At 56.3% G+C, this 13,330-nt stretch carries 15 protein-coding genes; 8 read left to right on the top strand and 7 right to left on the bottom strand.

Annotated features, from left to right (window positions below; all coding sequences use genetic code 11):
- Positions 1-14: 14 nt before the first annotated feature.
- The 5 genes from MSNKSG1_RS03235 to arsH all read right to left on the bottom strand — a co-directional run bounded on the left by MSNKSG1_RS03235 (position 15) and on the right by arsH (position 4,102).
- The gene (locus tag MSNKSG1_RS03235) at positions 15-548 is read right to left on the bottom strand and encodes an arsenate reductase (azurin) small subunit (protein WP_008937808.1); all 534 of its coding nucleotides are present in this window, start codon (positions 546-548) and stop codon (positions 15-17) included.
- Positions 549-729: 181 nt separating this feature from the next.
- On the bottom strand, positions 730-1,392 hold the full coding sequence (locus MSNKSG1_RS03230) for an NADPH-dependent FMN reductase (RefSeq protein ID WP_008937807.1): 663 nt from the start codon (positions 1,390-1,392) through the stop codon (positions 730-732).
- A gap of 33 nt (positions 1,393-1,425) precedes the next feature.
- Positions 1,426-2,271: a universal stress protein gene (locus tag MSNKSG1_RS03225; RefSeq protein WP_008937806.1), complete on the bottom strand. Its 846-nt coding sequence runs from the start codon at positions 2,269-2,271 to the stop codon at positions 1,426-1,428.
- 33 nt (positions 2,272-2,304) lie between these two features.
- Positions 2,305-3,375: an ACR3 family arsenite efflux transporter gene (gene arsB, locus MSNKSG1_RS03220; protein ID WP_008937805.1), complete on the bottom strand. Its 1,071-nt coding sequence runs from the start codon at positions 3,373-3,375 to the stop codon at positions 2,305-2,307.
- Positions 3,376-3,385: 10 nt separating this feature from the next.
- On the bottom strand, positions 3,386-4,102 hold the full coding sequence (gene arsH, locus MSNKSG1_RS03215; RefSeq protein WP_008937804.1) for an arsenical resistance protein ArsH: 717 nt from the start codon (positions 4,100-4,102) through the stop codon (positions 3,386-3,388).
- 202 nt (positions 4,103-4,304) lie between these two features.
- Here arsH and MSNKSG1_RS03210 point away from each other — a divergent pair, with 202 nt between their 5' ends.
- The 6 genes from MSNKSG1_RS03210 to MSNKSG1_RS03185 all read left to right on the top strand — a co-directional run bounded on the left by MSNKSG1_RS03210 (position 4,305) and on the right by MSNKSG1_RS03185 (position 9,564).
- Positions 4,305-5,069 carry a metalloregulator ArsR/SmtB family transcription factor gene (locus MSNKSG1_RS03210; RefSeq protein WP_008937803.1) on the top strand — a complete coding sequence of 255 codons (765 nt, stop codon included), beginning with the start codon at positions 4,305-4,307 and terminating at the stop codon, positions 5,067-5,069.
- Positions 5,070-5,114: 45 nt separating this feature from the next.
- Positions 5,115-6,119 (top strand): ArsJ-associated glyceraldehyde-3-phosphate dehydrogenase, encoded by a 1,005-nt coding sequence (locus tag MSNKSG1_RS03205; protein WP_008937802.1) that lies wholly within the window; start codon positions 5,115-5,117, stop codon positions 6,117-6,119.
- A 1-nt stretch (position 6,120) separates the two neighbouring features.
- Positions 6,121-7,314, top strand: coding sequence for an organoarsenical effux MFS transporter ArsJ (gene arsJ / locus MSNKSG1_RS03200; protein WP_008937801.1), 1,194 nt, complete (start codon positions 6,121-6,123; stop codon positions 7,312-7,314).
- 440 nt (positions 7,315-7,754) lie between these two features.
- A complete protein-coding gene (locus MSNKSG1_RS03195; RefSeq protein ID WP_008937800.1) occupies positions 7,755-8,999 on the top strand; it encodes a malic enzyme-like NAD(P)-binding protein in 1,245 nt (414 codons plus the stop codon).
- Between the two features lie 14 nt (positions 9,000-9,013).
- The gene (locus tag MSNKSG1_RS03190) at positions 9,014-9,241 is read left to right on the top strand and encodes a DUF2970 domain-containing protein (protein ID WP_008937799.1); all 228 of its coding nucleotides are present in this window, start codon (positions 9,014-9,016) and stop codon (positions 9,239-9,241) included.
- A gap of 128 nt (positions 9,242-9,369) precedes the next feature.
- The gene (locus MSNKSG1_RS03185; RefSeq protein ID WP_008937798.1) at positions 9,370-9,564 is read left to right on the top strand and encodes a CopG family transcriptional regulator; all 195 of its coding nucleotides are present in this window, start codon (positions 9,370-9,372) and stop codon (positions 9,562-9,564) included.
- Between the two features lie 22 nt (positions 9,565-9,586).
- Here MSNKSG1_RS03185 and MSNKSG1_RS03180 read toward each other — a convergent pair whose 3' ends face one another.
- Together MSNKSG1_RS03180 and MSNKSG1_RS03175 are read right to left on the bottom strand one after the other, a co-directional pair.
- Entirely contained in the window at positions 9,587-10,375 is a 789-nt protein-coding gene (locus MSNKSG1_RS03180; protein ID WP_227497941.1) for a spermidine synthase, read from the bottom strand.
- Positions 10,376-10,438: 63 nt separating this feature from the next.
- A complete protein-coding gene (locus MSNKSG1_RS03175; RefSeq protein ID WP_040886602.1) occupies positions 10,439-10,669 on the bottom strand; it encodes a hypothetical protein in 231 nt (76 codons plus the stop codon).
- A 140-nt stretch (positions 10,670-10,809) separates the two neighbouring features.
- Here MSNKSG1_RS03175 and pckA point away from each other — a divergent pair, with 140 nt between their 5' ends.
- On the top strand, positions 10,810-12,378 hold the full coding sequence (gene pckA, locus MSNKSG1_RS03170) for a phosphoenolpyruvate carboxykinase (ATP) (RefSeq protein ID WP_008937795.1): 1,569 nt from the start codon (positions 10,810-10,812) through the stop codon (positions 12,376-12,378).
- A 12-nt stretch (positions 12,379-12,390) separates the two neighbouring features.
- On the top strand, positions 12,391-13,330 hold a 940-nt coding region (locus MSNKSG1_RS03165), incomplete at its 3' end, for a SulP family inorganic anion transporter (RefSeq protein WP_008937794.1).

Genomic DNA, 13,330 nt, shown 5'->3' with positions numbered 1-13,330 from the left:
GAGCTGTTTCTCCTTCAGGCGCCGGGTAGCAGATTGGATTGACGGCCATAAATCAAGCCGTCCACTCCGGTTGCCTCAATGGAATCGTCCGAATCCCGGTACGTCAGGAGAATTCGGGGCAGATTTTCCGTGGCCTGACCGGATACCATCTGGCCGTTCAGCTCGGAATCAAACACGCTGAAATGGCAGGGGCACTTGAAGGTGCGCTCTTCGCTGGAGTAGGACACAGGGCAACCCATGTGGGTGCACAGGTTGCTGTAGGCGACGATGTCGCCATCCGGACCAACGCCTCCCTGGGTTTTCCTTCCGATTTTGATCAGAGTGCAGGGTGAGGACGAGTCCGGATAGGTAAAGGAAACCGGCTGGCCGACTTTGAGGTTACTCGCCTTGCTGATGTTGATTTTTGGATAGTCCAGCATGACTTTGCCGGGCTGCTGGCTGCCTTCGGCGGCGTGGGCGGGGTTCAGTAGCAGGCTGCCGCCAAGTGCGGCAGAGCCAGCTGCGGTTGTGCCTGTAAAGGCGAGGAATCGCCTTCTCGAAAGTTTCATCGGTGCTCTCCCTCATTGTTGTTTTTGGCCGGCCATTATCCCCATGCGGCCAATCAGAAAATCCTGGGTTCGGCTGCTGTGATGTAAATGCACGAACCCGGCAACCTCTGGTTAAAATTAGACCAGCTTTGTGGCGGCCGCTAGCGATGGAGCAGGTCGTCTGGGTTTTTATTGATGTTGGTCAATTCGGCGCATTGCGCTGTTTCGGGTCTCGCTTGAAATCACCGATGGTACGGTGAGGGTCGGTATGCTCGCGATGGCGGCGGGTGGCCTCGGCCCACCACAGGAGCTGGGCGGTGCCGCGATGGAAATAGCCTTGCCAGCGGTTGGCGCCCTCCCCGGCCTGGAAATCGCCCGATTCGGTGAGTACATCGGCCGCCCCGGGGATCTGGATCATGGCGGAGACCGGCAGGCAGCCAAGTTCGGACAGGAATCCCCGCATGGTCACCGCCGCCCTGGCACCGCCCCATTGTCCCGCCGAATAGGTAACAATCAGGCTGGGTTTGTAGGCAAACAGGGAACTGCCAAAATGGTTGAGTATGTGCGCCAGAGCCGGACTCATGGAGTGGTTATACTCCGGGCTGACCATGACGTAGCCGTCAGCCGCCTGAATTTTCCCGGCCAGCTCGTCGAGCTGTTTGGGAACCTGACTCCGAGCGTAGGCAAAGTGTGGCTTGAAAACCGGGTCAAAGGTCCACTCCAGTGGATCGATGATCTCAACCTCGTGGTCGGGGCAGCTCTCCCCGAAATGCTGTTCAAGGGCGTTCACCACCCGCATTCCCAGCCGGGCCGGTCTGGGTGGTGTGCTGTCGCGGGCTGATCCCAGAAAAATCAGAAACTTCATGGTATTTGATCCAGCTTGATAAGTGCAGGGCACTCAGGTTGTTGATGGCACCACCAACACCGGTCGTTGCGCATCCCGACAGACCGTTTCAGCCGTGCTGCCGATCAGCGTTTCGGTGCGACGACCATTGCCGTGCTTGCCCAGGATGATCAATGTGTAGTCGTTCCGGGCTTCGCTGATAATCACCTCCGACGGGGTGCCCGCAGCCATTAGAATCTCGGTTGTGTTTCCGCGCTGAACCAGGCGATTTTTCAGGGCTTCCAGATGATCCTTTGCGGCCTCTGCCGAGAACTCCTTGTTGAGGACCGTCAACAGATTTAACTGCCCGGCGTGCTCCGACAGGGCAATGGCGGTTTGCTCTGCTTCAATCACTTCCCTGGACAGATCTGTGGCCAGCAGTACTTTGTCGAGATTTTGCCGGCACACTGCTTCACACGCCTCTGCCGTTTGCTGGGCGGATTTCTCGATACGTTCAATGAGTACCGGCACCCTGGAATGCTGAAGAACTTCGGTCGCGAAACTGCCGAGGAACAACTTGTGTAGGAAGTTGTGGCTGCGTGACCCCACAAGAATCATGTTCGCATCCATTTCGCCGGCCAACGCGGCAAATGCTTTGGCGGGATGAGTGCTGTCCCGCACCAGTGTTTCCACGGTTAGGCCCGCCTGGCGCAATGGTTCGGCGGTTTTCTCCAGGTCCTTCAGGTAATCCGCCTCATGGCCATAACCGGAAATACTGGTGTAGCCCACCGGCACCATGTGCGCCATCACTAAAGTGTCGGTGCCCCAGCGTTTGAGCTCTGGCAAGCAGGACAAAAGTGCACTTTCTGCCGGTGAGAAATCCACACCTACCAGCACTTTGTTGAATCGAATTTCGGACATGTCAGTGTGCTCCCTGGTTCTTTCTAGTGGTCATCAGGCCGGAAATTTATCGCGGGTGTTGTTGGCAATTTTCACCAGCATCAGCATAAGCGGTACTTCCACAAGTACACCGACCACCGTGGCCAGGGCCGCACCGGACTGCAGGCCGAACAGGGCGATGGCCGCGGCCACGGCTAGCTCGAAGAAGTTACTGGCACCGATCATGGCACCGGGGGCGGCGATGCAATGGCGCACTTTCCAGACTTTTGCCCAGCCGTAGGCAATGAAGAAAATCAGAAAGGTCTGGATGATCAGCGGCACGGCGATCAGCGCAATGTGCAGCGGGTTCTCCAGAATCACCTCTCCCTGGAAGGCAAAAAGAAGTACCAGAGTAACAATCAGTGCCGCGGGCGTGACCGGCCCAAGGCGCTTCATGAACACCTCGTCGTACCAGCGCAGGCCCCGTTTGGCGATCAGGGTGCGACGGGTCAGATAACCGGCAACCAGGGGAATCACGATGTACAGGACCACTGAGAGAATCACCGTATCCCAGGGCACCTGAATGTCGGAAATGCCCAGCAGGAACACCACGATGGGGGCAAAGGCGAACAGCATGATTATGTCGTTCAGCGAGACCTGCACCAGAGTGTAGGCGGCATCACCCTTGGTCAGATAACTCCACACAAACACCATGGCGGTGCACGGCGCGGCACCCAGCAGAATGGCACCGGCCAGGTACTCGCTGGCCAGTCCCGGCGCTATCCAGGGCTCGAACACCACCATCAGAAAAAACCAGGCAATGGCGAACATGGTGAAGGGCTTGATCAGCCAGTTCACAATGGTGGTGATGGCCAGCCCTTTGGGCTCCTTTCTCACCCCTATCACTGCGCTGAAGTCGATCTGAGCCATCATCGGGAAAATCATCGCCCAGATCAGTATGGCGATGGGGATGGACACCTGGGCGTACTCGAAGCGGGACAGGGTTTCCGGCACAACCGGAGCCAGTTGCCCCAGGGCAACACCGGCAATGATCGCCAGGGCCACCCAGACCGACAGGTAGCGGCCGAACAGGTCCATGCCTTCTTTGGTATCCACTGTCGCTGTGGTTTCAGTATTGCTGCTCATCAATGTCCCCTCACATGCTGCGCTGGTTGACGCGTTTAGACACTTCCTCGGCACTTTCCACCCGCTCGGAATACCGGTCGGTCAGAAAGTCACTGCGATCCCGGATCAGCAGAGTGAATTTCACCAGCTCCTCCATCACATCCACGATGCGATTGTAGTAGGAGGAAGGCAGCATACGGTCGTTATCATCGAATTCCATAAACGCCTTGGGCACCGAGGACTGGTTGGGGATCGTGACCATTCGCATCCAGCGCCCCAACACGCGCAACTGGTTCACTGCATTGAAGGACTGGGAGCCGCCACAGACCTGCATTACGGCCAGGGTCTTGCCCTGGGTGGGGCGCATTCCGCCAATGGAGAGGGGAATCCAGTCAATCTGGGTCTTCATGATACCGGTCATGGCACCGTGACGCTCCGGTGAACACCACACCATCCCCTCGGACCATTCCGCCAGGTCCCGCAGTTCCTGAACCTTCGGGTGCGAGGCATCCTCGGCATCGGCCAGGGGGAGGCCGCGGGGATTGAAGATGCGGGTTTCGGCGCCCATGGCCTCCAGCAGGCGAGCCGCTTCCTCCACCGCCAGGCGGCTGAACGACCGCTCCCGCAGAGAGCCGTACAGCAGCAGAATCCGGGGGGCATGGGTGGAAGGCTTGTCCGCGAATACCCGATCGGCGGTCGGGGCTACAAACAATTCCTGGTTGATGTTGGGAAGATCTGGATAACGCATGGTACTCCGCAAATCGTGAAACTGGATTGAGGTTCAGATAGTAGCTCCAGAGGAGACGATTGACATGTCAGAAAGATACAGCCGGGAGGAAAATTTGCTGACATCGGAAATTTCGGGTCAAAACCGGTTTACTTTCCCGACTTGGGAATCTAGTATCCGACAAACAGTATATGCGTTAAATAATGTATATGGATAATCGAATATGAAGCGCAGAGTCTTGTTTGTCTGTACCGCCAACAGCGCCCGCTCCCTGATGGCGGAGGGCTTGTTGAAACATATGGCTGGTGACCGTTTTGAGGTGGCCAGTGCCGGCACCGAGCCAACCCAGCCGCATCCCATGGCGTTGCAGGTGTTGCAGGAGTCCGGAATAAACGTGGACGGACTCCATAGTAAGCAGTTGGCGGATCTTAAAGATGAGCACTGGGATTACGTGATCACCCTGTGTGAGAAGGCCGCCAACGAATGCGGCACCGTCTGTCAGCCGGCCCAGCAGATTGCCTGGGACTTCCCGGACCCGGTGCCGAGCAACCGCCACGCCACCTTTTCCCTGATCCTCAAGGAACTGAAGGAACGCATTGGCCTGTTTACCCTCGTGCACCAGAAAGAGACGGGTCTGAAGACGCCGGACTACAACCCGGTGACGGTGTTCCGGGCGCTGGGCGATGAACTGCGGCTGGCTATCCTGATGCTGATCCGTGACCAGAAAAAACTCTGTGTCTATGAGTTGACCACCGCGCTGGATAGCTCGCAGCCCAAGGTCAGCCGGCACCTTTCGACTCTTAAGGAGGCTGGCCTGCTGGAAACGGAGCGCCAGGGCCAATGGGTCTACTATTCCCTGCATTCCCAGCTGCCGCAGTGGCTGATCAGGGTACTGGATGAGACCTCGGACAGTAATGCAAAGCTGATACAACAGGAAAAATCGCGACTGCAGGCCATGCCGGACCGCCCCGGCGTGCGGCTAGTCTGAATGCAAGGTTCTTCACCGGATTGAAGGTTTTTCAAGGAGTTCATCATGAGCAAGATCAAGGTAGGTATTAACGGATTCGGCCGGATCGGTCGCCTCGCCCTGCGTGCGGCCTGGGAGTGGCCGGAGTTGGAGTTTGTTGCCATCAACGATCCGGGTGCCGATGCGGCAACCCTGGCACACCTGCTGAACTTTGACAGCGTGCACGGATGCTGGGCCCATGAGGCCGATGCGGACGGCAAGGATATGGTGATCGGGGGCCAGCGGCTTCGTGTCACCCGAAACAAGACCATTGCGGAAACCGATTGGTACGGTTGCGATCTGGTGATCGAAGCCAGTGGCAAGATGAAGACCGTGGAAGTTCTGCAAGGTTATCTGGACCAGGGCGTGAAGCACGTGGTGGTTACTGCCCCGGTCAAGGAAGCCGGAGCCAAGAACATTGTGGTCGGGGTGAACGATGGTATTTTCGATCCGGCCAACGACCGTATTGTGACCGCTGCCTCCTGCACCACCAACTGTCTGGCGCCGGTAGTGAAGGTGATCCACGAGAAGCTGGGCATCAAGCACGGCTCCATCACCACCATCCACAGCCTGACCAATACTCAGACCATTCTGGACGCCCCCCACAAGGATCTGCGCCGGGCCCGGGCCTGCGGCAGCTCGCTGATCCCCACCAGCACTGGCTCGGCGACTGCGATCATCGAGATCTTCCCTGAGCTCAAGGGGCGGCTCGACGGCCATGCCGTGCGTATTCCTCTGACCAATGCGTCACTGACCGACTGTGTCTTTGAAGTGGAGAAGGCAACGGATCGTGAGACGGTCAACAAACTGCTCAAAGAGGCGGCCGAGGGGGAACTGAAAGACATCCTGGGCTACGAAGACCGCCCACTGGTGTCCATCGACTACAAGACAGATCCGCGTTCCTCCATCGTCGATGCCCTGTCCACCCTAGTAGTCAACGGTACCCAGGTGAAAATCTACGCATGGTATGACAACGAGTGGGGTTACGCCAACCGTACCGTCGAGCTGGCACGTAAGGTAGGCTCTGCCTGATATGACTGCCGCTATCCGACAGTACCTGGTCATCACCGGCAACTACTGGGCCTTCACCCTGACGGATGGGGCCCTGCGGATGCTGGTGGTGTTGCACTTCCACGAGCTGGGCTATTCGCCCCTGGAAATCGCCCTGTTGTTCATCTTCTACGAGTTCTTCGGAGTGGTGACCAATTTGGTGGGCGGCTACCTGGGGGCCCGCATGGGCCTGAACCGCACCATGAACATCGGGCTGTTCCTGCAGATTGTCGCGCTGGGAATGCTCGCGGTACCGGCTGCCATGCTCACGGTGCCCTGGGTAATGGCGGCCCAGGCGCTGTCCGGTATTGCCAAGGATCTCAACAAGATGTCCGCCAAGAGCGGTATCAAGTTGCTGGTGCCGGACGAGCAGCAGGGCACCCTTTACAAATGGGTGGCGATTCTCACCGGCTCGAAGAATACGCTCAAGGGTGTGGGCTTTTTCCTCGGCGGTGTGTTGCTGATGGCATCCGGTTTTCAGGGCGCTGTGGTGATCATGGCCGCGGCTTTGGCACTGGTCTGGCTGGCCAGCCTGTTCCTGCTGGGCCAGGATCTGGGCAAGAGCAAGGCAAAGCCAAAGTTCAGCGAGATTCTTTCCAAAAGCCGGGCCATCAATGTGCTCTCGGCCGCCCGCCTGTTTCTGTTTGGTGCCCGGGATGTGTGGTTTGTGGTGGCCTTGCCCGTCTACCTTTACACAGCGTTTGGCTGGGACTTCTGGAAGGTGGGCGGTTTCTTGGCTATCTGGGTGATTGGCTACGGATTTATCCAGACCATCGCCCCGAAGATTACCGGCCATTCCAATGGCAAATCCGGTGCGGTGTTCTGGGCGGCGGCGCTGGCACTGATTCCGGCCGGCATAGCCGGCGCCCTGATGGCGGGCTGGCCAGCACAGACAGTGGTTGTGGGTGGCTTGCTGCTGTTCGGGGTGCTGTTCGCCATCAACTCCTCACTGCACAGCTACCTGATCGTCAGCTATGCCCGGGGTGATGGTGTATCGCTGGATGTGGGTTTCTACTACATGTCCAATGCAGCCGGCCGGTTGCTGGGCACCATCCTGTCCGGCTGGGTCTACCAGGCTTACGGGCTGGAAGCCTGCCTGTGGATATCCGCCGGACTGGTGGCTACCGCGTCGCTGCTTTCAATGATGTTGCCGGAGAAAACGCCGGTTACCGCCTGATGGATGGTTGCCTGTCCGGGCAGGGCTGGCGATCGTTATTTCTTCTTGTTGTGTGCTGTGTTCTGAAGGTTGTCGGCGCCAGCCTGGTAAGGGCAGCGAAGGCAACAAGCTCCTTCCTTCTGCGGATAAACAGTCACTAAGAGTCATCTCCTTCGGAATATCGTCATAACGGCGCAGGACGAATGCCTGAATCGATTACAGTTTGATTGTAATGAAATGCAAGCCCATTACGCGGGGGAGTCAGAACACCATGGCCAAAATGTCTCCGGTTTAGAGTCCTACACTGTAGGCTGAGCCCTGCCAGCTCCCCCGGGATGAAAATTAACCGGGACTCAAGCTGATACTCTGCAGCATTATCGTGCTTTGATGTAATAAAATTATAATGGTGTTATAATATTGTTATAATGGTGTTATAATACCTCCGGAAAGAGTAAGTCTCGATGAGCACAGATTTCAGACAGGTAGCATTGCAATACCACGCAAAACCCAGGCCGGGAAAGATTTGCACCGGGCTGACCAAACCCGCTGAAACTGCCAGGGATCTCTCTCTGGCCTATAGCCCCGGTGTTGCCGAGCCGGTCCGCGAGATTGCCAAAGATCGGGACAAAGCCTACGAATATACGGGCAAAGGCAATTTGGTTGCGGTCATTACCAATGGCTCTGCAATTCTCGGCTTGGGGGATCTTGGGCCTTTGGCAAGCAAGCCGGTGATGGAAGGGAAGGCTTTATTGTTCAAGCGCTTTGCTGACATCGATGCGATGGACATCGAGGTGGATACCAAGGACCCGCAGCAGTTTATTGATGTGGTCAGATGCATTGCTGACACCTTTGGTGGTATCAACCTTGAGGATATAAAAGCGCCAGAGTGCTTTGAGATAGAGCGTCAGTTGGTCGAATCCTGCGATATCCCGGTGTTTCACGATGATCAACATGGTACGGCGATTGTCACGGCCGCCGGTATGCTCAATGCACTGGAAATTCAGGGCAAGCGCCTGGAAGACGCCAGAATTGTGTGTCTTGGAGCTGGTGCCGCCGCTATTGCATGCATGCGGCTTCTGATATCGCTCGGAGCGAGAAAAGAGAATCTTTACATGCTTGATCGCCGGGGCGTGATTTATTCCGGGCGGGAAGGTGTAAACAGTTTCAAGCAGGAATTTGTCAACGATGGTGGCGCAAGAACCCTGGATGATGCCATTGAGGGTGCCGATGTCTTCGTTGGGTTGTCAGGGGCCAATCTTCTGAGTTCCGAGCAGCTGGAGCGAATGGCACCCGCACCGGTCATTTTCGCCTGCTCCAATCCAGACCCCGAAATATCCCGGGAGCTGGCCATGTCTATCCGGGACGATCTGATCATGGCGACCGGACGCTCCGATTATCCGAACCAGGTCAACAACGTTCTGGGCTTCCCGTTTATTTTTCGAGGCGCCCTGGATGTTCGTGCACGCCGCATTAATGAAGCAATGAAAGTTGCTGCGGTAGACGCTATTCGCCAGTTGACGAAAGAGCCGGTTCCGCGTGAGGTACTTGAAGCTCACCAATTGACTGAGCTGTCTTTTGGCCGGGATTACATCATTCCCAAAGCGCTGGACAAACGTTTGCTGACCGTGGTTTCGGCTGCCGTCGCCCAGGCGGCCATCGATTCCGGAGTCGCGCGTCTGCCTTACCCCGCGCACTATCCGCTTTAGGAGGATCGGTTGCCTTGAAGAAGGAAAAGAGTGACGGCGAGCGGTCCAATCGAACCTCGTTTCTGAGGGTTCTAAAAACCGTTCTCGCCGCAGCCATTGGCGTGCAAAGTCGTAAAAACCTGGAGCAGGATAGCCAACAAGCAAGCTTTCGGCATTATGTGGCCGCAGGCATTATTTTGATTTCGACCTTTATCGCAACGCTGGTTTGCATTGTGCTCCTGGTTGTGCACTTCACGGGATGACAGCATTCACGGCACTGGCCGGGCAGGATCTGTGTAGGCCCTTGCCTGGCTATAAGCATGGATGCCGGATCTCTAAACAATTATAATTGCATTATAATCAATCAAACAGGTTAGGTTCAGGTATTACCATGGAATCAAAAACCGCGCGACTGACGGTTCTGATCGATCCGGTCAAAAAGAAAGCCCTTGAAGATTTGTGTGCCGCCCAGGATTTAACGCCGTCACAGGTTGTCCGGCAGTTAATTCGGGACTATCTGGAGCAGCATGGTGTCGACTATACCTCTCGACCGCGGGTGCCCACGGCTGCTGAGAAGCAGCGCTGACGCAGCTTTCTGGTGGTCGATATCAGAAAACCGGGCCTGGCGAATTCAGCCACGCCCGGTTTTCTTGTGCCACAGAATTAAGCCGCAGAAAATGATTGACGAGCGGGAATCCCAAATGTCTCTCCAGGCGTTTGGCTCGCTCCACCAGCCCTGCATGATCCTTATCGGGTGATTGTTTGGCAGCCAGTACGATTAGATTCCCTGTGAACAAATAGCAGGTATACACGGCGTCAAACTGCTCCTCCAGGCTCTGAATCGCCTCCGCCGTCTCAGCGTGGCCGTTGAAATAGTTGAACGCAGCCCAGCCCTTTTCGCTCAGCATGGCGTGGCAATTGGACAGAAATGCAGGATGACGCTGAACCTCGTCCATGCCGTTGGCATTGAACAGATCGCAGAATAAAAGATCCACGGTTCCCCTGGTTGGCCCCGTCATAAAATCTTCGGCATCCTGGCAGCGGATCGTCAGTCTCGGGTCGTTGGGAATGGCAAAATAGTGCTGTGCGATATCGATCACGATCTGGCGACGCTCCACTGCCTCCAGTGTGATCTCAGGAAACCGGTGGTAGAGGCAGTTCACCAGACTGCCACCGCCCAATCCCAGCACGACGGCATTTCCGGGCTCCTGGAACACCAGCGGCAGAATCATAGCTCGGGTGTGCTCATGCATCAGAAACCCGGGATCGGATTTTTTCTGACAGCTTAGTTCATAGATGGAGCCAAAGGTGAGATACCGCTCATAGTCGTTGTCGAAGACTTTGACCGGCCCTAAAGAATCTCTAGCCTCGAAAATTTTATTGCCAACACCCAGCATTTCAGCGTACGTATTGCACATGGGGCTTCACCGGAACGTATGATTGATTAAGGGGAGTCTTGATCAGAACAGGACTTCGGCGCGTGCAAAGCCCAATGCATCCAGCGCATGGACCGCTGCATCCAGAGTTGCGTAGCTGCAGACCTGGTCATTATCGGAGATCAGGAAAAAGCTCTTCCCGTCTTTCTCTTTGAACAGCACAACCCATTCGTTCGCATCTGCGGGTGATCTGACGATCTTCACTGAGTCCACCAGTCCCTTCTTCCTGAGCGCTTCTATTTCGTGTTTTCGCATGGATTACCGTTATTTCAGTGCCGTTGACCGATACCGCACGCATTACGTTCTGCCACTGGGTCTGTACGTACTGTATTCGAATTTAATTATAATGGTATTATAATCATATTATACTGGTTTCGGCAAAGGAGTATGGTTGAATGCACAATTCATCGTTCCTGAACATGTCGCTCGGCCCCGTCGAGCTGATAGAAACGGCCATTCGCCGGGAAGAGGGTTTTCTTGATCGAAACGGGGCGTTGGTTGTCACCACTGGAAACCGAACGGGGAGATCAACGGCGGATCGCTTCATTGTCCAGGATGATCGCAGCGAGCTTCGAGTGGATTGGGGAAAGGTGAACCAGCCTTTCGATCCCGAGAGATTCGAGAGATTGTGGGAGCGGGTTAATCACTACCTGAGAGAGGACGAGCATTTCTGCTCTTGGCACACGGTTGGGGCCCATCCCGACCACGCTGTTCCGGTCAAGGTTTATACCGACACCGCCTGGCAAAGTCTCTTTGCTCACAACATGTTTATCGATGCGGACGAGGAAGAAGAAACTAAAGACCAGCAGTGGACCCTGGTCAGTTGCACGCGTTTTGTCTGTGATTCGAAGCGTGATGGCACCCACTCAGACGCGGCGTTGATTATCGACCTCACCAACCGCCGCGTGCTGGTTGCGGGTTTGCACTACGCCGGCGAAATCAAAAAGGCGATGTTCTCGGTACAGAACTATCTGCTGCCTGAAAAGAACGTACTGCCGATGCATTGCTCTGCGAACGTTGGAAAAGATGGGGATACCTGCCTGTTTTTTGGCCTGTCCGGCACGGGCAAAACGACCTTGTCAGCGGATCCGCAGTGTCACCTTATCGGTGATGACGAGCACGGCTGGACAAAGGGTTCCGTGTTCAATATCGAGGGCGGCTGCTATGCGAAAACCATCAACCTTTCCCGGGAGCACGAGCCGATCATATGGGACGCCATTCGCTTCGGTGCGTTAATTGAGAATGTCGTCGTGGATCCGGTCACCCGTCAACCTGACTACACGGATACAACCCTGACCGAAAATGGCCGGTGCAGCTACCCCCTGGAGCATGTGGAGAAAAGAACGCAGGAAAACAGGGCCGGAGAGCCCAAAACCGTTATTTTCCTGACCTGCGATGTGTTTGGGGTGCTGCCTCCTGTGTCCATTCTTTCGCCGGAAGCCGCCGCTTACCATTTTCTCAGCGGCTACACTGCAAGGGTCGGATCAACAGAGATGGGTGGCGAGAAAGGCATAACCCCGACGTTTTCCGCCTGTTTCGGTGCTCCGTTCATGCCGTTGCGTCCCCGCATTTACGCCGAATTGCTCATGAAACGCCTTGCGGAATTTGGATCCCGAGTATACCTCGTCAATACTGGATGGACGGGCGGTTCTGGAACGCCGAATGGAGAGGGTCATCGTTTCCCCATTCCGGTCACCCGGGCCATCGTCGAGGCGTGCCGAAATGGCTCGCTCGATTCGGTTGAAACCGAACAACTTGAGGTCATGAATCTGACGATTCCCAGGCAGGTTCCGGGCGTTGACTCGAAGTACCTCAACCCGGCAAAGACCTGGCGCAACCCCGACAATTATTGGAAGGAGGCAACCAGGCTGGCGCGGTTATTTGATGACAACATCCGCCACCATGGTGTTCCTGAGCAGATTTTATGGGCGGGGCCAAGGGTTCGTCAGCAGATACTGGACTAAGAAAAGGGATTAATGATCGCCATGCGAGAGTTTCTGAGCAATTTGCCGGGTATCGCAACGGGGCTGCGTTCCGCCCTGAAAGACGGATACGGGATCGCCGACTTGCGCAAGGATGTGATGGCCGGCCTGGCCATAGGTACCGTGGCCGTGCCCCTGTCAATGGCACTGGCCATAGCGACAGGTGTGCCACCGCAGCACGGTCTTTACACGGCCATCGTGGCGGGTGCGCTGATCGCATTGACTGGCGGTGCGCGTTTCAATGTGTCAGGCCCGACGGCCGCTTTTGTGGTTATCCTGTTTCCCATCGTCCAGCAGTATGGTCTGGGCGGATTGCTCATTGCATCAATGATGGCGGGTATGATCCTTGTGGCTTTGGGGCTCACCCGGATGGGGCGTCTGATCCAGTTCGTGCCTTACCCCGTGGTGCTTGGCTTTACGGCCGGGATTGCGGTCGTCATTGCTGTCTTACAGGTTCCCGACTTTCTTGGGCTGGAAACCGGAAAGCTGGGCGAACACTTTGTGGAAAATGTCTCGACGATTGTGGCTTCGTTGCCGACCATTAACCCGCTGGAGCTGGGGGTTGGTGCATTTGCCCTGGTGGTGATGCTGCTCTGGCCAAGGCTGCGGTCACCGATTCCGGCACCTCTGGTTGGTCTTATTGTGGGGGCCGTTGCGGCCTACGGCATAAATGCGCTGACGGGCGATCCGGGATCTGCGGGTGCTGTGGAGACGATAGCCTCGCGGTTCAGTTGGGAAGTGGGCGGTCAGACAGGGAGCGGGATTCCACCTATCCCGCCGACGTTCATGGCACCGTGGTCGCTGCCAGGTCCCGATGGTGAACCCCTGACATTGAGCTTTGTGCTGTTCAGTGAACTCCTGGGTCCGGCATTTGCGATCGCGATGCTTGGGGCCATAGAGTCACTGCTCTGCGCCGTGGTAGCAGATGGTCTGG

The organism is Marinobacter santoriniensis NKSG1 (genome assembly GCF_000347775.1).
Lineage (GTDB): Bacteria > Pseudomonadota > Gammaproteobacteria > Pseudomonadales > Oleiphilaceae > Marinobacter > Marinobacter santoriniensis.
This window is presented reverse-complemented; position numbering and strand designations above follow the sequence as displayed.